Here is a 21,833-nt window from a genome sequence, read left to right as displayed (position 1 = left end):
TGGCTTCTCCTCTGGAGACCACACAGGTGTCGCTCGTCGTCGACGAGCCGCGCGAAGGCGCGTCCCGGGCGGTCGCGGCACCCACATCGCCGACCGCCACTGCTGGGCGGGGGAGGGGTCCCTGGCGGGACGGCCGTCGGGTCTGCCGACCGGGCTGGAGGACTTCACAGCCCGTGGGCAGGGCGAGACGAAGGTCGCGTCCCAATCGTCAATTCTACCGAGCGGAGAGCCGCCCCCAAAGCCTCCGTTCCGGAGGTAAGCGCCCGCTCGGGGACGTCAGCCCAGCTCGCACTTGTTGACCGTGACGCCGAGGTCATCGCCGTCCTTGAACTTGCACACGACGGTGACCTTCTCACCCGTGGCCAACTTCGCAATGTCCTTGTTCGGAACGTCGTAGGCGGTCACGTGTTCGAACTCGTACTCTCCTCCGCCGTCGAGGAGGAGGGTGTAGTCGCTGTCGTCGAACAGTTCGGTCTCGATCTTTCTCAAGGTGCCGGTGATGCGGAGCGTCTTGCCCTTGTACTTGGCGTCCGCGGCGAACTCATTGTCCTCAAACGCCTTGATCAGCGTGGCCGCATCGACCGAGATGGGCTTGGCAGCTTCCTTCTTCTCGGCTTCCTTCTTCTTGGCAGCTTCCTTCTTCTCGGCTTCCTTTGCTGCCTCTGCCGCTTCCTGGGCCGTCCTCTCGGCGGCGTCCGTATCCTCCTGAGCCTTTTCCTTGGCGCCCTTTTCGGCCTGGTCAGAGGCGGACGGCTTCGCGGTGTCGGTCACGACATCGTCCGTGGCGCCGCCGGATGCCCCACCGGCCGCGCCAAGGGCGATCAGGCCGGCGACTGCGATCGGGATCACGAACCGCTTCTTCTCGTACCAGGGCTTGCCCTGTTGCGAGCTCGGCGGGTTCGGCCCGAGCGGTCGGACATGCGCGGTCCACGCCTGGCCGTCCCAGTAGCGCTGTTGTCCGGGGACGCGCGGGTCGACGTACCACCCGGCCGGCGGGGTCGGGATGAGCGGTCGGACCTGCGCCGTCCACGCCTGGCCGTCCCAGTAGCGCTGCTGTCCGCGAACGTGCGGGTCCACGTGCCACCCGGCGGGCGGGTTCTGATGAGACATGCGACTCCTCTCGAGGCCGTGCAGGGATGAGGTCGCGACGTTGTTGGGATGACGTCACGGTTTCCCGGTTTCGCCAGACCCAGGACGCCGACTCTGGCTTCTCCTCTGGAGACCACACAGGTGTCGCTCGTCGTCGACGAGCCGCGCGAAGGCGCGTCCCGGGCGGTCGCGGCACCCACATCGCCGACCGCCACTGCTGGGCGGGGGAGGGGTCCCTGGCGGGACGGCCGTCGGGTCTGCCGACCGGGCTGGAGGACTTCACAGCCCGTGGGCACGGCGAGACGAAGGTCGCGTCCCAATCGTCAATTCTACCGAGCGGAGAGCCGCCTCCAAAGCCTCCGTTCCGGAGGTAAGCGCCCGCTCGGTACGCTCTGGCGCATGAGCCTCAGCACAGGAGACCGCGTCCTCGTCACCGGAGCGGCCTCCGGCCTCGGGCTCGCCCTCGTGGCCCAGCTCGTCGGTCGCCGGTGCCGCGTCCTCGCCACCGACGTTCACGACGACGTGCCCGCCACCCTGTCGATCCTGGGCGACGCGGTGACCTACCAGCGCCTCGACGTGCGCAGCGACGACGACTGGTCGCGTGCGCTTGCCTGGGTCCAGGAGACCTGGCACGGCATCGACCTCGTCGTCAACAACGCCGGCGTCGCAGCCGGCGGCGGGATCGACCTCACCACCAGCGACGGCTGGGAGTGGATCACCGACATCAACCTGCTCGGCGTCGCCCGCGGCTGCCGGGCCTTCGCGCCGCTGCTCAAGGAGCAGCGGTCGGGTCGCCTGGTGAACACCGCATCGGCCGCGGGCCTGGTCCACCCGCCGCGGATGAGCGAGTACAACGCGGTCAAGGCCGGCGTCGTCGCCCTCAGCGAGACCCTTCGGTGGGAGCTCGAGCCGTACGGCGTGGGTGTCTCCGTCGTCTGCCCCTCGTTCTTCCGCACCAACCTCGCCGACTCGATCCGCAGCGCAGACCCCGAGGCGAGCGCGTCCGCGCGTCAGCTCATCGACGGCTCGAAGCGGAGCGCCGAGACCGTCGCCGCCGAGGTCCTGCGCCAGCTCGACGCCGGCAAGCACCTCATCCTCCCCGACCGCGACGCGCGCATCGCCTACGCGACCAAGCGGTTCGCGCCGTGGCTCTACCGCGCCGCCATGCTGCGCGTCGCCCGCAAGGCCGCCGCCGAGGACGAGGCGCGCGGGGGAGCGCGCACGGCGGGCGCGCGGGTCGGCCGATGAGCGCGATCCACCTCGTACGGCACGGCCAGGCGTCCTTCGGCACCGACGACTACGACCGGCTTTCCGAGCGCGGCTTCGCCCAGGCGACCGCGCTGGGCCAGGCGTGGGAAGCCTCAGGGTTCCTGCCGACGCGCGCCGTCGCTGGCTCCATGAAGCGGCACGCGCAGACGGCGATCGCGGCGCTCGACGCGGCGGGCCCGTCGGACGGATACGACGTCGACGACGGCTGGGACGAGTTTGCCCACGAGTCGGTGGTCGAGGCCTACGCCCCGGGACGCGCGGGGACGGTGACCGACCCCAAGGAGTTCCAGAAGATCTTCCTGGGGGCGCTCGGTCGCTGGACCAGCGGTCATCACGACGGCGACTACGCCGAGTCGTACGCGCACTTCACCAACCGCGTGCTCGCGGCGTTCGACCGGCTCACCGACTCCTTGGACGGACGCGAGTCGGTGGTCGTGTTCACCTCGGGGGGACCGCTGGCGGTCGTCGCCGCGCACGTGCTGGCCGGCGACGCCGAGACGTGGACGCCCGAGGCCCAGTCGCTGTGGCCGCGCCTCAGCACGGTGGCCATCAACGCCGGCGTCACCACCCTGATCACCGGATCGACGGGACGCACCCTGGTCTCGTTCAATGAGCACACCCACCTGCCGACCGACCTCGTGACGTACCGCTGACCCGCTTCCCCCGAACCCAGGAGACCTCATGCGCAAGACGATCCTCATCACCGGCGCCAGCTCCGGCATCGGGGCCGGCATGGCCCGTGTCTGGGCGGCGAAGGGCCATGACCTCGCACTGACCGCGCGCCGCGTCGACCGACTCGAGGCGCTCAAGGCAGAGCTCGAGGCGGCGTACCCGTCGATCCGCGTGGTCGTCCACGCGCTCGACGTCAACGACCACGAGCAGGTCTTCTCGGTGTTCAAGGCGGCAGCGGGCGACCTCGGCGGGCTCGACCGGGTCGTCGTCAACGCCGGTCTGGGCAAGGGCGCGCGCATCGGTACGGGGAAGTTCGAGGCGAACCGGGAGACCGCCGAGACGAACTTCGTCGCCGCGCTGGCCCAGTGCGAGGCGGCGATGGAGCACTTCTACGCCCGGCGCGCCGGACACCTCGTCGTCGTCTCGTCGGTGTCGGCGATGCGGGGGATGCCCAGCTCGATGACGACCTACTCGGCGACCAAGGCAGGTCTGGCGCAGCTCGCGGAGGGGATCCGGTCGGACCTGGTCAACCGCAAGGGCCACGACATCGCGGTGACCACCGTCTTCCCCGGTTACATCGCCTCGGAGATGAACGACAAGGTCGAGCAGAAGCCGAAGGGCATGGTCGACACGATCACGGGGTCGAAGGCGCTGGTGGAGGCGATCGACAGCGAGAAGCCCGAGCGCATCGTGCCCCCGTGGCCGTGGCGGCCGATCGCGCTCGTCCTGCGGAAGGCCCCGCTCGGGATCGTGCGCCGCATGGTGTGACCCGGCCGTCTGGCCTGCGTGCTTCGATGGTGCCCATGACCGACTCCACCACCGAGACCGGGGCCGACCCGTCCGATCAGTCCGCCCGCGCGATCGCCGCCGCCGAGGCGCTGGGTCTCTCGCACACCGTCACGCGCCACGGACGTGTGCGTTCCCTCGAGGAGGCGGCCGCCGCCCGGGGGATCGAGCCACGGGCGCTGGTCAAGACGCTGGTGCTCCGCGTGAGCGACGACGACTACCTCTTCGTCATGGTCCCGGGTGACCGAGAGCTGTCCTGGCCCCGCCTGCGGTCCCTCCTCGGAGTCAACCGCATCTCGATGCCCGACGCCGCGACGGCCAAGGCGGTGACCGGCTACGAGCGCGGCACCATCACGCCGCTGGGGAGCACGACCGCGTGGCCGGTCGTGATCGACTCGGCGATCACCGGCGCCATCTCGATCGGCGGCGGTGGGCACGGGGTCGGGATCACCGTCGACGTCGAGTCTCTCGCCGACGCCTTGTCCGCCACGCGCGCCGAGATCAGTGAGGTCCCGGGCTGACGGCGTCTCCGGGGGGCCCCTGCTGGCTCGCGGCCTCCTCGGCCAGCGCGTCCACCGTCGATCTCGGGATGCCGGCCAGGCCGGCGAGCACCGACAGCGGGATCTGCGCGGCCATGGGCTGCTCCGCGACCGCCGACCTGGCCGCGGCGTCGCCGAACGCGCGCGTGAGCAGCCGCGCCCCGGCAGGATCAGCGCTCCACTCCGCCAGTGTCGAGTCGGCCGCCAGCGGCCTCCTGAGCTCCTCGCCGCCCACGGTGACCGTGACGCTCCTGCGCAGGTCGGCCGACGAGGCGCCGATCGAGACGGTGAACGTGCCCGGCTCGACCACCCAGCGCCGCAGGACGGGATGCCAGTACGCGAACGCGCGCGGACCGAGCTCGAGGTCGATCCGCTCCGACGCGCCGGCGTCGAGCGTGACGCGCGCGAATCCCTTGAGCTCGCGCTCGGGACGGGCGACCGGTGCCGACAGGTCGGAGACGTAGACCTGGACGACCTCGGTGCCCCGGCGTGACCCCGTGTTGGTCACAGTCACCGCGACCATGGCCCGGACGTCGTCACCCTCGCCGGTGACCTCGACGGTCAGATCGCTCTGGGCGAACGTGGTGTAGCCGAGACCGTGCCCGAAGGGGTACGCCGGCGGGATCCGCTTGACGTCGTAGTAGCGGTAGCCGACGAACACGCCCTCGCCGTAGCGGGAGTGCCCGAGGTGCCCGGGGAAGTCGAGGTAGGCAGGCGTGTCCTCGAGGCGGAACGGGATGGTCTCGGCCAGCCGTCCGGTCGGCTCCGACCGTCCGAGGAGCAGGTCGGCGACCGCTGAGCCTGCGGCCTGGCCGCCGAGCCACATCTCCAGGACCACGGGGACGTCGCGGGACCAGGCGACCGGGGCGACGATCCCGCCGTTGGCGAGCACGACGACGACCCGCGTGCTGACGACGGCGAGCTCCTGGACGAGCTCCATCTGGCCGGGCGGCAGGTCGAGGTTCGTACGGTCGTACCCCTCCGACTCGTCGCTGTCGGGCAGTCCGAGGAAGCAGACGATGGTGCGGTCACCCTGCGCCGCTTCGACCGCGGCGGCGCGCAGACCGCGGTCCTGGTCGGGTGTGCCGCCGAGGGTGTATCCCGGTTCGAACGCGAGCCCTTCGCCCATCGCCTCGCGGAGCGCGTCGAGCGGCACGTCGACGCGGGTCGGCGTGACCTGCGACGACCCCGCCCCCTGGAACCGCGGCGTCCGAGCCAGCTCGCCGACGACGAGGACGGGGGCGGACTCCGCGAGCGGCAGCACGGGGACTCCGCCGACACGCTCGTTCTTGAGCAGGACCGCTCCCGCGGCGGCGGCCTCTCGGGCGAGCGTGTGGGCGGCGGCGTGGTCGGGCGGGTCCGCGTCGTCTCGACCATCGGCGGCACCGGCCCGGTCGACAAGGGCCAGCACCCGCCGTACGGCCTCGTCGAGCACGCTCTCGTCGAGCGTGCCGTCGCGTACGGCGTCGACGACGGCGGCATCGTCTCCGAACGGCGGCATCGTGAGATCCGTCCCGGCCCGCAGCGCCGCCACCCGGTCGTGCACGGCTCCCCAGTCCGAGACGACGACCCCGTCATACCCCCACGTGTCGCGCAGGACCTCGCGCAGCAGCCAGGCGTTCTCGGTGGCATAGGTGCCGTTGATCCTGTTGTACGACGCCATGACCGTCCACGGGTCACCAGCGGTGACGACACGCTCGAACGCGGCGAGGTAGATCTCGTGCAGCGTCCGCTCGTCGACATCGACCGACACACGCATCCGGTCGGTCTCGGCGTTGTTGGCGGCGAAGTGCTTGACCGAGGCGCCGACACCCTCGGACTGCAGCCCGCGGACGAACGCGAGCCCGAGCTCGCCGGAGAGGTACGGGTCCTCCGAGAGGTACTCGAAGTTGCGCCCGCACAGCGGCGAGCGCTTGATGTTGATGCCGGGCGCGAGGACCACCGAGACGCCCTCGGCGCGCGCCTCGCGCGCGATCGCGGCCGCCACCCGTTGCACCAGGTCGACGTCCCACGTCGAGCCTAGGGACGCCGCGACGGGGAAGCACGTCGCGGGGACACTCTCTGCGAGGCCGAGGGAAAGACCCGGATCGCCCGCCTGCTTGCGCAGACCCGTGGGGCCGTCGGTCAGCATGATCGCGCCGACACCGGCGTCCTCGATCGGTTGGGTGTGCCAGAAGTCGCTCCCCGAGGTGAGTGCCGCCTTCTGCTCCACGGTGAGGTGCGCCAGCACGTCCTCGACGGGTCGGTCGTCCTCGGTCATCGCGCACCGCTCCCCTCGTGGCCGGCCCCCGGCACCGGTTCTGGGGAGCGTAACCAGGAGGGACGGGCCCCGCAGTTCGGAGCGGCGACCGTCGGTGATCAGTAGCCGACGGTGAACCGTTCCCGGTAGTGGGTCGGACTCGCGATCTCGTCCACGAAGGCCTGCGCGAAGTCGGGTGCCGAGATCGAGGAACTGCCGTCGGGCTCGCTCAGGAGGTCGTCGCCGCCGAGCCGGTACGTGCCGCGCCGGGGGACGTCCGAGAGCCGTCCGAACACCGCCGACGGGCTCACCGAGAACCAGTTGACGTCCTCGGTCGTCCGCGTGAGGGCGTCCAGCACGGCGTAGGCGGCGCGGGCCTCGGGCTTCGCCGACTCCGGGAACTGCGGCGTCTCCATGAGGATCGGCCCGTCCGGCGAGACTCGGAGCGACCCTGCGCCACCGACCACGCCGAGACGCCGCCGGTGCCGCCGCACGGCGTCGGTGAGGCCGGGGACCGCGTCGATCAGGTCGCGATCCTCGGCGTGATGGGGGACCGCGACCACGAGCACGTCGGCGTCTCGAGCCAACCCGTCGACGAACTCGGCGTCGTAGACGTCGCCGTCGCGGACGGTCTGGTGGTCGGCGGGATCGATCGAGGCGGTGTCACGCGCGGCGGCGATGACGTCGTACCCGCGGGCCAGGGCCTCGGACGCGATCGCGCCTCCGGCGAACCCTGTTGCTCCGATGACGGCGATGGTGGTCATGCCCCCACGCTAGGCCGACTCGAGCACGTCCACGGGATCGCCGACCTCGAGCACACCCAGGTCGGTCGGCAGCATCCGGATCCCGAACCACGTGGCACCGTTCCACTTGCGGTGCTGTGCCAAGGTGCGGATCGGCTCCTTGCCGCGGTGGAGAGTGGCGGTGTCGATCCCGGTCACCGCGCAGCGGTCGCAGGTCTCGGTGAACCGGAAGGCTGCCGCCCCCAGGCGCACCGCCCGCCAACCGTCCTCGGCGAAGGGCTCGAGATCACCCTCGACGACCACGTTGGGACGGAACCGTGCCATCGGCAGGGCAGCCGGATCGGGGCCTTCAGCGATCCAGGCGTTCAGACGGGCCAACGAGGACGTGGTCGTCAGCAGGATGGGCGCGGTGTCGGCGAGCGACAGGACGTCGCCGGAGCGGCCGCCGTGCGAGGCGGAGACCGGGCGCTCGCGGGGGTCGTGCTGCCACAGGAGGCGGACGGGGCTGCCGACGACCCGGGTGAACCAGTCGGCCGCCTCCTGGCCGGCGTACGTGAGCTCGGGCTGCCGCGTGACGCTGACACCGACCGAGGGGCCGTCGGTCGGGACCGCGACGTCGAGCTCGCGGTGCCCGGGCGCGCACAGGCGCAGCCCGTCTGCGGTCGGCGTCGCGCGGACCGTGAGGAGGACCGGGCGGGTCAGCGCGCTGACCCTGGTGCCCGCCGCGTCGACCACCAGCCAGCGGCGGTCGTGCGCGAGACCCCACGGCTCGATCTGCGCACGGTCCACGTCGATCGCGGCGGTCGACTTCACCGGGTAGAGGTGAAGGGAGGCGATGCGCACGAGGCCAGCCTAGGGGGCCGCCTGGGGCCGCGTCTCGGAGTCAAGCCAAAAAAAGACAGGGTTGACTGTTTGTAAGTTTCGGACGATGATGCCGAGGTGACCGAGACCACTCGCACGACCCAGGGGGAGCGCAGCCGGGCCATGCGGCAGCGCCTCCTCGAGGCGACCGTCGACTCCCTCGTCGAGCTCGGCTGGGCCGGCACCAGCACGACGGTCATCTCGCAGCGCGCCGGCGTGTCCCGCGGCGCGCAGCTGCACCACTTCCCGAGCAAGCAGGCGCTGGTGATCGCCGCGGTCGAGCACATCACCGAGCGGCGTCGTGACGAGATGGCCCTCTCGATCTCCAACCTCCCGCAGGAGGACAGGACACGTGCGGTGCTCGACGCGCTGGCGACACAGTTCGTGTCGCCGGTGTTCTTCGCGGCGCTGGAGCTCTGGGTCGCGGCACGGACCGACAAGGAGCTGCGCGACGCCGTCGCACCGCTCGAGCGCCGAGTCGGTCGCGAGATCCACGCGTACGCCGTCGCGCTCCTCGGCATCGACGACAGCCGCGGGCGCAACCGTCAGCTCGTGCAGGCCACCCTCGACCTCCTGCGCGGCCTTGGTCTGGCCGCCTCACTCACCGACGACACCGCACGCCGTACCTCGATCCTCGACACCTGGGCCATCACCCTCGACACCGAGCTGGAGCGCTGAATGACCACTGACTCGCCCGATCCCACGACCTCCACGGCCCCGCGCCGCGACGAGGTCCTCGAAGCCGTCCTCGCCGACCTCGCCGCCGAGAGCGACCAGCTCGACGCGCTGGTCGCCGACCTGGACGACGCCGGGTGGTCGCGACCGACCCCCGCCGAGGGATGGACGATCGCCCACCAGGTCGCCCACCTCCACTGGACCGACGAGGCCTCCCTGGCCGCCGTCGACGGTGGAGAGGCGTTCGCGGCCCTGATCAAGAGCGCCGTCGAGAACCCGGCGGGCTACGTCGACGCCGAGGCCGAGCGTCTGGCGGCTCTCGCGCCGTCGGAGCTGCTCGCTCGGTGGCGCGACGGTCGCGTCCGGCTCGCCGACGCGCTGCGGGCCGTCCCCCACGGAGACAAGATCGCGTGGTTCGGACCTCCGATGAGCCCCGCCTCGATGGCGACCGCGCGGCTGATGGAGACCTGGGCGCACGGGCACGACGTGGCGGAGGCGCTCGACGTCGAGCTGCCGCCGACGGTCCGTGCCAAGCACGTCGCCTACCTCGGCTTCCGCACGCGCGGCTTCGCCTATCTCGTCCGCGGCCGCGACGTCCCTGCGGCGCCGGTCCGGCTCGAGCTGGTCGGCCCCGACGGTGACACGTGGGCCTGGGGGCCCGAGGACGCCCCCGACCGCGTCACCGGAGACGGCTACGACTTCGCGCTGCTGGCCACCCGGCGGCGCGTGCGTGACGACGTGGACGTGACGGCGGAGGGACCGGCCGCCGACGAGTGGCTCGACATCGTCCAGGCATTCGCGGGCCTGCCCGGGCCCGATCCCAAACCGCGCGGCGCGCGGGGCACGGAGGACGCGTCATGATCCGCATCGGCAACTGCTCCGGCTTCTACGGCGACCGTCTCGGCGCGATGCGCGAGATGCTCACCGACGGCGACCTCGACTACCTGACCGGTGACTACCTCGCCGAGCTGACGATGCTCATCCTCGGCAGGGACCTGATCAAGGACCCGTCCCTCGGTTACGCCAAGACATTCGTCCGGCAGATGACCGACTGCATGGGTCTCGCCAAGGAGCGCGGGGTCCGCATCGTCACCAACGCCGGCGGGCTCAACCCCGCGGGCCTGGCCGCGAAGCTGCGCGAGATCGCCGCCGACCAGGGCCTCGACATCTCGGTGGCCCACGTCGAGGGTGACGACCTCCGTGAGCGGGCCGGAGAGCTCGGCCTCGTCGGTCACGGTGGCCAGACGCCCATCACCGCCAACGCCTACCTCGGCGCGTTCGGCATCGCTGCCGCCCTCGACGCCGGTGCCGACGTGGTCGTCACCGGACGCGTGACCGACGCCTCGGTCGTCGTCGGACCGGCGATCCACGCCCACCGCTGGGGGCGCGACGACCTCGACGCGCTCGCGGGTGCCGTCGTCGCGGGCCACGTCGTGGAGTGCGGGGCACAGGCCACCGGCGGCAACTTCGCCGGGTTCGCCGACCTCGACCCCAAGCTCCTGCTCCACCCGGGCTTCCCGATCGCCGAGGTCGCGGCCGACGGCAGCAGCGTCATCACCAAGCACGCCGGCACCGGTGGCGTCGTCACCGTCGACACGGTCACGGCGCAGCTCGTGTACGAGATCGGTGGCCCCGCCTACGCCGGCCCGGACGTCGTCGCACACCTCGACTCCGTGACGCTCACCCAGGACGGTCCGGACCGGGTCGCGATCAGCGGGGTCCGTGGCTCGGCCCCGCCCGCGACGACCAAGGTCGCGCTCAACTCCTTCGGCGGCTTCCGCAACAGCGTCGAGCTCGTCCTGACCGGACTCGACATCGAGGCCAAGGCCGCACTCGTGCGCGCGCAGGTCGAGGACGCCCTCGCCGGCTCCCCGACCGGGATGCCGGCCGAGATCGAGTGGCAGCTCGACCGGACCGACGTGCCCGACCCCGACACCCAGGCGCGTGCGACCACCCTCCTGCGGTGCCACGTGAAGGACTCCTCGCCCGACCCCGTGGGACGCGCGTTCTCCTCGGCCGCGGTCGAGCTCGCTCTTGCCTCGTACCCCGGCTTCACCGCCACGCGGCCGCCTGCGGCCGCCACACCGTACGGGGTCTACACGGCCGGATACCTCGCTCAGGACCTCGTGCCGCACACCGTCGTGCTCGCTGACGGGACGCGCATCGAGGTCGAGCCACCACGTACGACCGCCGATCCGGAGACCGCCGTCGACACGGCCGCGAGCGGTGCCGCGAGCGAGCAGGGCGCCGACGAGTCGACCACACAGGAGACCGTCTCCGTGCCGCTCGGACACGTCCTGCACGCCCGCAGCGGCGACAAGGGCGGCGACGCCAACGTCGGTGTGTGGATCCGGCAGGACGTCGGCGATCCCGACGCCGCCTTCGCCTGGCTGGTCGGCTTCCTCGACGACGCCCGCGTCCGGGCACTGCTGCCGGAGGCGGCCGAGCTCGAGCTCGAGATCCACCCGCTGCCCAACCTGCGCGCCGTCAACGTCGTGCTCCACCGCTTCCTCGGGGACGGCGTCGCCGCCTCGACCCGCTTCGACCCCCAGGCCAAGGCCCTCGGCGAGTGGCTGCGTGCCCGTGTGGCCGACGTCCCGGCCGCACTCGTCAAGGAGAATCGATGACAGCCCCGTACGACGCCTGGTCGACACCCGAGCGGAAGGCGCTGCGCGAGTCGGTCAGCCGGTTCACCCGGACGGAGATCGTTCCCGACCTCCCGCGTTGGGAGGACGAGGGAGAGCTGCCGCGCGAGCTGCACAAGAAGGCCGCCGCCGCCGGGATCATGGGCATCGGCTTCCCCGAGGAGGTGGGCGGCGCCGGCGGCGACACGATCGACATCTCCGTCGTCACCGAGGCGGTCATCGAGTCGGGTGGGTCGTCCGGCCTCATCGCGGCGCTCTTCACCCACGGCATCGCGCTGCCGCACATCGTGTCGGCGCACCTGGCCAACCCGACCGACCGCAGCACCTCGCTCGTCGACAGGTACGTCCGTCCGACCCTCGCCGGAGAGATGATCGGTGCGCTCGGCGTCACCGAGCCCAGCGGCGGGTCCGACGTGGCCAACCTGCAGACGCGCGCGGTCTCCACCGACGGCGACGCCTACGTCGTCAACGGCGCCAAGACCTTGATCACCTCCGGCGTGCGCGCCGACTTCGTCACGACGGCGGTGCGGACCGGAGGAGACGGCTTCGGTGGGATCTCGCTGCTCGTCATCGACAAGGGCACACCCGGCTTCGCCGTCGCCAGCCCGCTGCGCAAGATGGGCTGGCACTGCTCCGACACCGCCGAGCTCGCCTTCGACGACGTCCGTGTCCCGGCCGCCAACCTGGTCGGTGACGAGAACGGCGGCTTCGTCCTCGTCATGCAGCAGTTCGTCAACGAGCGGCTGAGCCTCGCGGTGCAGGCGTACACGACGGCCCAGCGGTCCCTCGACCTCGCGGTCGCCTACGCCAAGGAGCGCGAGACGTTCGGCCGTCCGCTCGCGAAGCGGCAGGTGATCCGGCACAAGCTGGTCGAGATGCACAGGGCGACGGTGACCGCGCGCGCCTACACCCGCCAGGTCGTCGAGCAGGCCGCCGCGGTCGCCGCGGGTCAGGGTGACGGCATCGACCCGATGCGCCTGGTCGCCGACGCCGGCATCGCCAAGAACGACGCCGTGGCCGCCTGCGACTTCGTCGTCGACGAGGCGGTGCAGATCCACGGCGGGCACGGATACATGCGCGAGTCCGAGGTCGAGCGTCACTACCGCGACGCTCGCATCCTGGGCATCGGTGGCGGCGCCACCGAGGTCATGAACGACCTGATCGCCAAGATCCTGGGGTACTGATGACCGCGACGTATTCCACTCCGCACGACGGCGACTGGTCGTCGCTGCGGAGCGAGCGTCTCCGCCGGCAGGGACTGGTGGGCGAGCCGTTCGCCGCGCCGGTCGACGTCGTAGAAGCGCTCTGCGCCGTCCAGGCGCAGGAGTACGTCGACGCCGGGTGGGCGCTCGCCCAGCGCTGCGCCGGTGTGGTGACCGCAGCCGACGTCGACGGCCTGGTCGCCTCGGGTGAGCTGCTCCGTACGCATGTCCTGCGGCCGACCTGGCACTTCGTCCGCCCGGTCGACGTCCGGTGGATGCTGGAGCTGACAGGCCCGCGGATCATGCGGTCGATGGCGTCGGCGTGGCGGGCGACCGGTCTCGACAACGCCGCGGAAGCGGCGAAGGTCACCGACGCCGTCGCCACGGTGCTCGCCGACGGCGGCCACCTCACGCGCAAGGAGCTCGCGGAGCGGCTGCCGCAGCACGGCGTCGATCCGGCCGGTCGGATCGCCTTCATCACCCTGCACGCCGAGCTCGACCGGGTCGCCATCAGCGGCGTCCCCCGGGGCAAGCAGCAGACCTTCGCCGCGTTCGATGACCGCCTGCCGGCGTCGGACCCGGTGGACCGGGACGAGGCGGTGGCCCGGCTGGCCGAGCGCTACCTCCGCGGACACGGACCGGCGACGCCGCACGACCTCGCCTGGTGGGGTGGTGTCACGGTCACCGATGCGCGGCGCGGCTACGAGGCGGCGGGCGCGGTGTCGTACGAGCTTGAGGGGCTGACGTACTGGGACGTCCATGGTCTCGACACGGCCTTGCCCAGCGGCTCGGGTTCCTCGACCAGCCATCTGCTTCCGCCCTACGACGAGTACCTCATCGCGTACAAGAACCGGCAGGCCGTAGACGCGAGCGCAGACTACGCCCGCGGGCCGATCGACGGTCTCTTCTTCCGAGGGCTCGTTGTCGACGACGGGCGGGTCGTCGGCGGCTGGAAGTGGTCACGCCCCACCCGCAAGGCAGATCCGACGAGCGTCACCCTGACGCTCCTCACCGACACGGTCTCGGCCGACCGCGACAGGTTCGCGGCGCAGGCCGGACGCTTCTCCCGATACCTCGACAACCCCGTCGAGCTGAACATGGAGGCACCACGATGACGACCACAGCGGCCGACGCCGCACCGACCACCGACGCTCCGCCGACCCATCGCGAGGCGATGCTGGCGAAGATCGACGACCTCGCCGAGCAGCACGCCAAGGCGCTGGCAGGGGGCGGCGAGAAGTACGTCGCCCGCCACCACGCGCGGGGCAAGCTCCTCGCTCGCGAGCGCATCGAGCTGCTGCTCGACGAGGGCGCGCCGTTCCTCGAGCTGTCGACCCTGGCCGCCTGGGGGACCGACTTCCCCGTCGGCGGCTCGCTCGTCGCCGGGATCGGCGTCGTCGAAGGTGTCGAGTGCATGATCATCGCCAACGACCCGACGGTGAAGGGCGGCTCCAGCAACCCCCTCACGGTCAAGAAGGGCCTCCGCGCCGCGCAGATCGCCGCCGAGAACCGCCTCCCGACGGTCAACCTCGTCGAGTCCGGCGGCGCCGACCTGCCCACGCAGAAGGACATCTTCATCCCTGGTGGTGCGACGTTCCGCAACATCACGCGCTCGAGCGCGGCCAGGGTGCCCACGGTCGCCCTGGTGTTCGGCAACTCCACCGCCGGCGGGGCGTACGTGCCGGGCATGAGCGACTACGTCGTCATGGTCAAGGAGGGCGCCAAGGTGTTCCTCGGCGGTCCGCCGCTGGTCAAGATGGCCACGGGCGAGGAGTCCGACGACGAGTCGCTCGGCGGCGCCGAGATGCATGCTCGTACGTCGGGGCTCGCCGACTACCTGGCGGTCGACGAGTACGACGCGATCCGCCTCGGACGCCAGATCGTGCGCCGGCTCAACTGGCGCAAGCAGGGACCCACTCCCGCTGCCGACTACGCCGAGCCGGCCTTCGACGTCGACGACCTGCTCGACATCGTCCCGACGGACCTCAAGGTCCCGTTCGACCCGCGCGACGTCATCGTCCGGCTGGTCGACGGCTCACCCGACGGGCAGGCGCAGTTCGACGAGTTCAAGCCGCTCTACGGCTCCTCGCTCGTGACCGGCTTCGCGCAGCTGCACGGCTACCCGATCGGCATCCTCGCCAACGCCCAGGGCGTGCTGTTCAGCGAGGAGGCGCAGAAGGCGGCGCAGTTCATCCAGCTGGCCAACCAGACCGACACCCCGCTGCTGTTCCTGCACAACACCACCGGCTACATGGTGGGTGCGGAGTACGAGCAGGGCGGCATCATCAAGCACGGCGCGCAGATGATCAACGCGGTCTCCAACTCGACGGTGCCGCACATCTCGGTCGTCATCGGCGCCTCGTACGGCGCCGGCCACTATGGCATGAGCGGCCGGGCGTACGACCCGCGCTTCATGTTCAGCTGGCCCAACGCGAAGTCGGCCGTCATGGGCCCGGCCCAGCTCGCCGGCGTCATCTCGATCGTCGCCCGCGGGGCGGCCGAGGCGAAGGGCATGCCGTACGACGAGGACGGCGACAAGCAGATGCGCGCCTTCATCGAGAAGCAGATCGAGGAGCAGTCGCTGGCGTACTTCACGTCGGGGATGCTCTACGACGACGGTGTGATCGACCCGCGTGACACCCGGACGGTGCTCGGCATCTGCCTGAGCGCGATCGCCAACGCGCCCATCGAGGGCGCCCGCGGCTACGGGGTGTTCCGGCTGTGAACGTTTCGACAGGTTCAATCAACGGAGGCTCGATGATCCAGAAGGTGCTCGTCGCGAACCGGGGCGAGATCGCCCGGCGCGTGTTCGCGACCTGCCGCGAGCTCGGCATCGGGACGGTGGCGGTCCACTCCGACGCCGATGCCGACGCCCCGTTCGTCGCCGATGCGGACGCGGCCGTACGCCTGCCCGGCAACGCGCCGGGCGAGACGTACCTGCGCGGTGACCTCGTCATCGCCGCGGCGCTCGCCACGGGCGCGGACGCGATCCACCCCGGCTACGGTTTCCTCTCCGAGAACGCCTCATTCGCCGCCGACGTCCGTGCGGCGGGGCTCACCTGGATCGGACCCGACCCCGAGGCGATCGAGGCGATGGGCTCCAAGGTCCGGTCGAAGGAGCTCATGGCGGCCGCCGGCGGACCGGTCGCCGGCATGCTGAAGCCGGAGGACATGACGTCCTCGGACCTGCCGCTCGTCGTCAAGGCGTCCTCAGGCGGTGGCGGCCGTGGGATGCGGGTCGTGCGCGACCTCGGTGCTCTGCCGGCCGCGCTCGAGCAGGCGGCCGCCGAGGCGGGGTCGGCCTTCGGCGATACCACCGTCTTCGTCGAGCACTACCTCGAGCACGCGCGCCACGTCGAGGTGCAGGTCATGGCCGACGCCCACGGCACCTGCTGGGTCCTCGGCGACCGCGACTGCTCGCTCCAGCGGCGGCACCAGAAGGTCGTGGAGGAGGCCCCGGCGCCGGGTCTGGCCGAGGCCACCCGGACGACCCTGCATGATGCGGCGCGGGCACTGGTCAAGCAGGTCGGCTACACCGGTGCGGGCACGGTCGAGTTCCTGGTGGAGGAGCGTGCCGACCGTGACGCTGTCGTCTCCTTCCTCGAGATGAACACGCGCCTCCAGGTCGAGCACCCGGTCACCGAAGCCGTCACGGGCCTCGACCTCGTCGCGCTTCAGATCGCGGTCGCCGAGGGCCGGGCGCTCGGTGAGATCACCGGCGAGACCGAACCGCCGGCCCCGCGGGGTCACGCGATCGAGGTGCGCCTCTACGCCGAGGACGCGGCCGACGACTTCGCTCCGCAGACGGGCACCGTCCGGGTCTTCGACGTGCCGGGTGCGGAGGGACGCTTCGCCGGCCCGACGTCGTACGGGCTCCGCCTGGACTCCGGTGTGGAATCGGGCAGCGAGGTCGGGATCCACTACGACGCCATGCTCGCCAAGCTCGTCGCGTTCGGTCCCGACCGCACGTCGGCGATCCGGATGCTGCGCGGCGCCCTCGCGCGCACCCGGCTCCACGGGGTGTCGACGAACCTCGACCTCCTGCACGGGATCCTCGGTGCGCCCGAGTTCGCCGCGGGCGAGCTCAGCACGCTGCTGCTCGAGCAGCGCATCGCGGACTGGTCGGCGCCGCGCGTGGACACGTCCGTCGTCCGCGAATACGCCACGGCGGCCGCGCTCGCCTCGGCCACGGCGGCCGCGACGAGTGCCAGGGTCCTCTCGCGGATCCCAGCCGGTTTCCGCAACGTGGCGAGCCAGCCGCACACCGTGACCTTCGCGGTGCGGGGCGAGGAGGTCGCGGTCGCGTACGACTCGGTTGGTGGTCGTCTGGTCCCGCGTTCGGGGTCCGAGGACGAGGCTGCGCCGGTCGCCACCGCCGTGTCTCCCGACCGCGTGGTGCTCGAGCGTGACGGGGTCGCACGGGCGTACACGGTCTCCACCGCTCCAGGCGTCGCCGACGTCGACGGTCCCCAGGGGCCGCTCGACCTCGTCGTCGTCCCGCGCTTCACCGACCCCGCCGACCAGGTGGCCGCCGGATCGCTGCTGGCCCCGATGCCCGGCTCGGTCGTGTCGGTCTCGGTGGAGCAGGGGCAGGCCGTCAACCAGGGCGACGTGGTCGTCGTGCTGGAGGCGATGAAGATGCAGCACACCATCACGGCGCCGACCGACGGCATCGTGACGGAGCTCGCGGTCTCCGCGGGCTCGCAGGTCGAGTCCGGTGCCGTCCTCGCGGTGATCGAGGACGCGGCCGACCAGGAGAACCCCGAAGGAGACCTCGCATGATCACCACCGCATTCGCCGAGTCCGAGGAGCGTCAGGCGCTCCGCAAGGCCGTCCGCGACCTGGGGCGCAAGTACGGTCGCGACTACTTCAACACCGCAGCGGCCGAGGGTCGCAAGACCACCGAGCTGTGGGCGGAGGCCGGCAAGCTCGGCTATCTGGGTGTCGCCGTGCCGGAGGAGTACGGGGGCGGCGGCGGCGAGATCGGCGACCTCGCCGCGGTCTGCGAGGAGCTGGCCGCGACCGGCAGCCCGCTGCTGCTCATGGTCGTGTCGCCGGCGATCGTCGGCACGATCATCGCGCAGTACGGCACGGACGAGCAGAAGCAGCGCTGGTTGCCCGGCCTGGCTGACGGGACGAGCACGTTCGCCTTCTCCATCACCGAGCCGGACGCGGGCTCCAACTCGCACAAGATCATCACCACGGCCTATCGGCAGGAGGACGGCAGCTGGCGCCTGACCGGCGGCAAGACCTACATCTCCGGTGTCGACGAGGCGAGCCACGTCCTCGTGGTCGCGCGGACCGAGGACCACAAGACGGGCAACCTCAAGCCGGCTCTCTTCCTGGTGCCGACCGACAGCCCTGGCTTCACGTTCCAGGAGATCCCGATGGGCATCGTCAGCCCGGAGAAGCAGTTCACGCTGTTCTTCGACGACGTCGCCCTCCCGTCGGACGCGCTGATCGGCAGTGAGGACGCCGGGATCGAGCAGCTCTTCGCGGGGCTCAACCCCGAGCGCATCATGGCGGCCTCGTTCGCGACCGGCACGGCGCGGCTCGCGCTCGAGATCGCGACCGAGTACGCGAAGACCCGTCAGGTCTGGAAGGCGCCGATCGGCGCCCACCAGGCCGTGGCCCACCCGCTGGCGCAGACGCACATCGAGATCGAGATGGCGCGTCTGATGACCCAGAAGGCCTCCGCGCTCTATGCGGCCGGTGACCACATGGGTGCCGGAGAGGCCGCCAACATGGCGAAGTACGCGGCCGGCGAGGTCGTGTGCAACGCGGTGGACCGGGCGATCCAGACCCACGGCGGCAACGGTCTCGCGGAGGAGTACGGCCTCGTACAGATGCTGGCGGCGTCGCGCCTGTCGCGCATCGCGCCGGTCAGCCGCGAGATGGTGCTCAACTTCATCGCGCAGTTCTCGCTCGGCCTGCCGAAGTCGTACTGACCCTCACCCCTCGCACGACGTCACGAAGGAGCAGCATCCTATGACCGAGCTCGTCCACCTCGCGGTCGCCGACCAGGTCGCGACGATCACGCTGGACAGCCAGCACAACCGCAACGCCCTCTCGGCTCAGCTCGTGAGCGAGCTGGTCGGGCACCTGGAGACGGCCGCGGCGGATCCCGACGTCCTCGCCGTGGTGATCACGGCGGCGGGGTCGGTGTTCTGCTCGGGCGCCGACCTGTCCGAGGCTGCCGGGGGAGGGATGGTCGAGGGGGCCAAGGGGCTCGTCGCGCTGCAGCGCCTCATCGTGACCCTCCCGAAGCCGGTGGTCGTCCGCCTGCACGGTCCGGTGCGCGCAGGCGGGCTCGGCATCGTGGGCGCTGCCGACGTGGTGGTGTGCGCCGACGACGTCACGTTCGCGTTCACCGAGGTCCGTCTCGCCCTGGCGCCGGCGGTCATCTCCTTGACCACCCTCTCGCGGATGTCGCCGCGTTCGGCGTCGCGGACCTTCCTCACCGGAGAGAAGTTCTCCGCGGCCGAGGCGGTGGCGTACGGGCTCGTCACGGAGGCCGTCCCAGCGGCCGAGCTCGACGACGCCCTCTCGCGGGTGCTCGACGGGCTCCGCAAGGCCTATCCCCAGGGCCTTCGGGAGACCAAGGCCCTGCTCAACGCCGACCTCGTGGCTCGCATCGACGCGCTGGGTGACGACGTCGCGGAGCAGTCGGGGCGGCTCTTCGGCTCGGACGAGGCGCGTACGGCGATGCTCGCGTTCCTCAACCGCAAGAAGGGCTGACAGTCGGGCCTAGTCCGCCCCTCCCAGCACACGCCGGGCACGACCGATCCCCCGATCCGGTCGTGCCCGGCGTGCGTGTTCGTAGGCCGGCGCGCTGAGACGCCGGTGGTCAGCCGGTGGTCAGGCACCGGTCAGGCGGCTATCCCGGATGAGTGGACCAGCTGCCGGATCTCGCGAAGGCGCCGACGGACGAGCAGGCGCCTGAGGGCTCGGTCTCGGTCGTCGGAGTCGGAGAGACGGTGCCCCTCCCCGGTGGTGAGGATGACGTCTCCGGTGCCGGGCTCGCGTCGGGCATGGAGCAACCCGGCGTGGAGCAGGTGATGACAGCGCGGACACAGGCCGATGAGGTTGTCGACGTCGGTCGTGCCGTGGTCGCGGTGCCACCAGTCGATGTGGTGCAGCTCGAGGAAGGTGTTGTGGCACCCCGGGTTGGCGCAGCGCCCACCTTGCGCGTGGGTGATCGCGATCCGCTGCTGGGGGGTGGCGAGACGCTGGCTCCGGCCGACGTCGAGAACGCTGCCGGGCCGTCGTCGGTCGCTGGGCTGGTCGGGGACCTCGTGGTCGTGCCCTCCGTAGTCGCGCCTCCGGTCGTCGACGTGCGCGCCCGTGAGGACCGGTGTGACGTCGGTGTCGCAGAGAAGGCGGCCCAGGAGCAGGTCAGGGATGCTGCCCCAGCCGTGCAGTCGCGCAGGCTCGGCGCCAGGCATGCCCTGAAGACGCTCGAGGTCGACGGTGACGTAGAGCTGGGGCCGGAATCCGTTGCGGCTGGGCAGGCCGTGCTCGAGAACCTGGGTGAGCAGCCGGTCGAGATTGGTCACTCGTCGTTCCGAAGGGGGTCGACGATCGTCACGGTCGTCCGGGGCGCCCAGGTGGTCGAGGACGGTCTTGAGCCGGGCGCCGGTGACGATGTCGAGAAAACCGGTCACGGCATAGCCGTCGCCGACCTTGGAGACCTGGAGGTCACGCTTGTCCATCCCTCGGATGTAGGCGGCGTCCAGGGACTCCGGGTGCACTGCCTCGATGAACTCCCGGATCTCCGCCCGGAGCGCTGACGGCTCGCTGCGCTCGGCGACATCGAGCAGGTAGTCCTCCGCCGAGGTGATGATGACCGGATCGGCCTTCTTCAGGCCGGCGGAGAACTCGTGGACGTGATCCAGCCGGATCCTGCCGGCCCGCAACGACTCGGCGACCCGCGGCAACGCTTGGGTCGTCCGAGCTGCGGCGATCAGACGACCGGTCTCGCCGGCGTCGAGGCGCAGCTCGCGGCGCGCCCACGCCTTCGCGTTGGCAGCTCCAGCAGCCTCCGGCCCGCCTGCGTCGCTGAAGTGTGTCAGTCCACGCGCCAGCACGCCGTCGAGGAGCGCCTGCGTCGAAGCCACGGCTCCGAGGACCTCAGCGAGCTGCTCGGTGGTAGCGAGCTCGATCGGGGCGTCCACCAGCGCCTGCGCCGCGTGGTGCAGGTCGGCGGTGATCTCGGCGTCGAACATGACACGATGATATCGAACAGATGTTCGACAACGCAAGGGTTAATCCGCGTCGCGGTCGGAGGGTCGGTCGAGGTGGTCGAGCAGCTCGACCGCGGCGTCCATGTAGTCCTTGATCCATCGGTCGTGGATGCGTTTGATCGGCAGCGGCGCGAGGGCGAGGTGGCGCTCGCGCCCGATCTTGCGGCCGGTGACCAGCTCGGCACGCTCGAGCACGCGCAGGTGCTGGAGCACGGTGGTCCGGTCGAGTGACGACAGGAGCGCGCAGAGCTCGCCAGTCGTCCGGGTGTCCTCCCGAAGCAGGTCGAGGATCCGGCGCCGCGTCGGTGAGGCCAGCGCCTTGAAGACGAGGTCGTCGTCGGGGGTATTGCCCACGGCCGGCGACATGTTGTAAAAATATCACATGACTGACGATCCTCTCCAGGAGCTGCAGTTCACCGTGTCCGGCCACATCGCGAGGCCCTGTGCCGAGGTGTACGAGGCGATCGCCGACCCGGCGCAGCTCACCCGCTACTTCACGACGGGCGGCGCCCGCGGACGACTCGAGTCCGGCGCGACCGTCATGTGGGACTTCGCCGACCACCCGGGCGAGTTCCCGGTCACGGTCGTGGAGGCCGTGCCGCCCCGGCTCATCGTCATCCGCTGGGACGCGCAGGCCTCGGCCGACGACGACGGGCGGACCACCACGACGTTCGAGCTCGAGCCGGTCGACGGCGGCGCGCGCACCCTGGTCACGATCACCGAGTCGTCGTGGCTGGTGACCGGGACGGGGGCCAAGAACGCGTTCGGCAACTGCGCGGGCTGGACCGGCATGCTGGCCGCCCTCAAGGCGTGGGTCGAGCACGGGATCAACCTGCGCGAAGGCTTCTACGGCTGACCTTCGCGGCGGCG

20 protein-coding genes are annotated in these 21,833 nt (G+C 71.2%); 14 read left to right on the top strand and 6 right to left on the bottom strand.

The genetic code is table 11. The annotated features are described in order from the left end of the window. Positions 1-276 precede the first annotated feature (276 nt). Positions 277-1,110 (bottom strand): DUF2510 domain-containing protein, encoded by an 834-nt coding sequence (locus KV100_RS08695; RefSeq protein ID WP_220342432.1) that lies wholly within the window; start codon positions 1,108-1,110, stop codon positions 277-279. Between the two features lie 378 nt (positions 1,111-1,488). Between KV100_RS08695 and KV100_RS08690 the strand changes: the two genes are divergently transcribed. Genes KV100_RS08690 through KV100_RS08675 form a run of 4 tightly spaced genes read left to right on the top strand, consistent with a single transcriptional unit; the run spans position 1,489 to position 4,337 of the window. Next, a complete protein-coding gene (locus KV100_RS08690; protein ID WP_220342431.1) occupies positions 1,489-2,337 on the top strand; it encodes an SDR family NAD(P)-dependent oxidoreductase in 849 nt (282 codons plus the stop codon). Then, positions 2,334-3,011 (top strand): histidine phosphatase family protein, encoded by a 678-nt coding sequence (locus KV100_RS08685; protein WP_220342430.1) that lies wholly within the window; start codon positions 2,334-2,336, stop codon positions 3,009-3,011. The genes KV100_RS08690 and KV100_RS08685 overlap by 4 nt, the downstream gene beginning before the upstream one ends. Before the next feature lie 28 nt (positions 3,012-3,039). Then, entirely contained in the window at positions 3,040-3,798 is a 759-nt protein-coding gene (locus tag KV100_RS08680; protein WP_220342429.1) for an SDR family oxidoreductase, read from the top strand. 35 nt (positions 3,799-3,833) lie between these two features. Continuing rightward, positions 3,834-4,337 (top strand): aminoacyl-tRNA deacylase, encoded by a 504-nt coding sequence (locus KV100_RS08675; RefSeq protein ID WP_220342428.1) that lies wholly within the window; start codon positions 3,834-3,836, stop codon positions 4,335-4,337. On the opposite strand, the gene KV100_RS08670 is transcribed toward KV100_RS08675, so the two are convergent. The 3 genes from KV100_RS08670 to KV100_RS20145 all read right to left on the bottom strand — a co-directional run bounded on the left by KV100_RS08670 (position 4,318) and on the right by KV100_RS20145 (position 8,180). Next, positions 4,318-6,615, bottom strand: a complete 2,298-nt coding sequence (locus KV100_RS08670; RefSeq protein WP_220342427.1) for a glycoside hydrolase family 3 N-terminal domain-containing protein — start codon at positions 6,613-6,615, stop codon at positions 4,318-4,320. The two genes, KV100_RS08675 and KV100_RS08670, sit on opposite strands and share 20 nt — an antisense overlap. A 98-nt stretch (positions 6,616-6,713) precedes the next feature. After that, on the bottom strand, positions 6,714-7,358 hold the full coding sequence (locus KV100_RS08665) for an NAD(P)-dependent oxidoreductase (RefSeq protein ID WP_220342426.1): 645 nt from the start codon (positions 7,356-7,358) through the stop codon (positions 6,714-6,716). 9 nt (positions 7,359-7,367) lie between these two features. After that, positions 7,368-8,180 carry an MOSC N-terminal beta barrel domain-containing protein gene (locus KV100_RS20145; protein ID WP_220342425.1) on the bottom strand — a complete coding sequence of 271 codons (813 nt, stop codon included), beginning with the start codon at positions 8,178-8,180 and terminating at the stop codon, positions 7,368-7,370. Between the two features lie 96 nt (positions 8,181-8,276). On the opposite strand from KV100_RS20145, the gene KV100_RS08655 reads away from it, so the two are divergent. The 9 genes from KV100_RS08655 to KV100_RS08615 are packed head-to-tail and all read left to right on the top strand — an operon-like array spanning position 8,277 to position 19,458. Beyond that, on the top strand, positions 8,277-8,876 hold the full coding sequence (locus tag KV100_RS08655; RefSeq protein WP_301021932.1) for a TetR/AcrR family transcriptional regulator: 600 nt from the start codon (positions 8,277-8,279) through the stop codon (positions 8,874-8,876). Next, positions 8,877-9,734 (top strand): TIGR03084 family metal-binding protein, encoded by an 858-nt coding sequence (locus KV100_RS08650; protein ID WP_220342424.1) that lies wholly within the window; start codon positions 8,877-8,879, stop codon positions 9,732-9,734. It abuts the gene before it with no gap. Beyond that, positions 9,731-11,500: an acyclic terpene utilization AtuA family protein gene (locus tag KV100_RS08645; RefSeq protein ID WP_220342423.1), complete on the top strand. Its 1,770-nt coding sequence runs from the start codon at positions 9,731-9,733 to the stop codon at positions 11,498-11,500. Before KV100_RS08650 ends, KV100_RS08645 begins: the two co-directional genes overlap by 4 nt. Continuing rightward, positions 11,497-12,702 carry an acyl-CoA dehydrogenase family protein gene (locus tag KV100_RS08640; protein WP_220342422.1) on the top strand — a complete coding sequence of 402 codons (1,206 nt, stop codon included), beginning with the start codon at positions 11,497-11,499 and terminating at the stop codon, positions 12,700-12,702. The genes KV100_RS08645 and KV100_RS08640 overlap by 4 nt, the downstream gene beginning before the upstream one ends. Continuing rightward, complete coding sequence (locus KV100_RS08635) at positions 12,702-13,835, top strand: winged helix DNA-binding domain-containing protein (RefSeq protein WP_220342421.1); 1,134 nt, start codon at positions 12,702-12,704, stop codon at positions 13,833-13,835. The genes KV100_RS08640 and KV100_RS08635 overlap by 1 nt, the downstream gene beginning before the upstream one ends. Further along, positions 13,832-15,445, top strand: a complete 1,614-nt coding sequence (locus tag KV100_RS08630; RefSeq protein ID WP_255565926.1) for an acyl-CoA carboxylase subunit beta — start codon at positions 13,832-13,834, stop codon at positions 15,443-15,445. Before KV100_RS08635 ends, KV100_RS08630 begins: the two co-directional genes overlap by 4 nt. Positions 15,446-15,477: 32 nt before the next feature. Further along, positions 15,478-17,502, top strand: a complete 2,025-nt coding sequence (locus KV100_RS08625; RefSeq protein ID WP_220342420.1) for a biotin carboxylase N-terminal domain-containing protein — start codon at positions 15,478-15,480, stop codon at positions 17,500-17,502. Then, the gene (locus KV100_RS08620) at positions 17,499-18,668 is read left to right on the top strand and encodes an acyl-CoA dehydrogenase family protein (protein WP_220342419.1); all 1,170 of its coding nucleotides are present in this window, start codon (positions 17,499-17,501) and stop codon (positions 18,666-18,668) included. The genes KV100_RS08625 and KV100_RS08620 overlap by 4 nt, the downstream gene beginning before the upstream one ends. Positions 18,669-18,708: 40 nt before the next feature. Then, positions 18,709-19,458 (top strand): enoyl-CoA hydratase family protein, encoded by a 750-nt coding sequence (locus tag KV100_RS08615; RefSeq protein WP_220342418.1) that lies wholly within the window; start codon positions 18,709-18,711, stop codon positions 19,456-19,458. A 131-nt stretch (positions 19,459-19,589) separates the two neighbouring features. Here KV100_RS08615 and KV100_RS08610 read toward each other — a convergent pair whose 3' ends face one another. Together KV100_RS08610 and KV100_RS08605 are read right to left on the bottom strand one after the other, a co-directional pair. After that, complete coding sequence (locus tag KV100_RS08610) at positions 19,590-20,945, bottom strand: HNH endonuclease (protein WP_220342417.1); 1,356 nt, start codon at positions 20,943-20,945, stop codon at positions 19,590-19,592. Between the two features lie 39 nt (positions 20,946-20,984). Then, a complete protein-coding gene (locus KV100_RS08605; RefSeq protein WP_220342416.1) occupies positions 20,985-21,329 on the bottom strand; it encodes a helix-turn-helix transcriptional regulator in 345 nt (114 codons plus the stop codon). Between the two features lie 16 nt (positions 21,330-21,345). Between KV100_RS08605 and KV100_RS08600 the strand changes: the two genes are divergently transcribed. Beyond that, positions 21,346-21,819, top strand: a complete 474-nt coding sequence (locus KV100_RS08600; RefSeq protein ID WP_220342415.1) for an SRPBCC domain-containing protein — start codon at positions 21,346-21,348, stop codon at positions 21,817-21,819. Positions 21,820-21,833: the final 14 nt, after the last annotated feature.

It is taken from the genome of Mumia sp. zg.B21 (assembly GCF_019550855.1).
GTDB lineage: Bacteria > Actinomycetota > Actinomycetes > Propionibacteriales > Nocardioidaceae > Mumia.
This window is presented reverse-complemented; position numbering and strand designations above follow the sequence as displayed.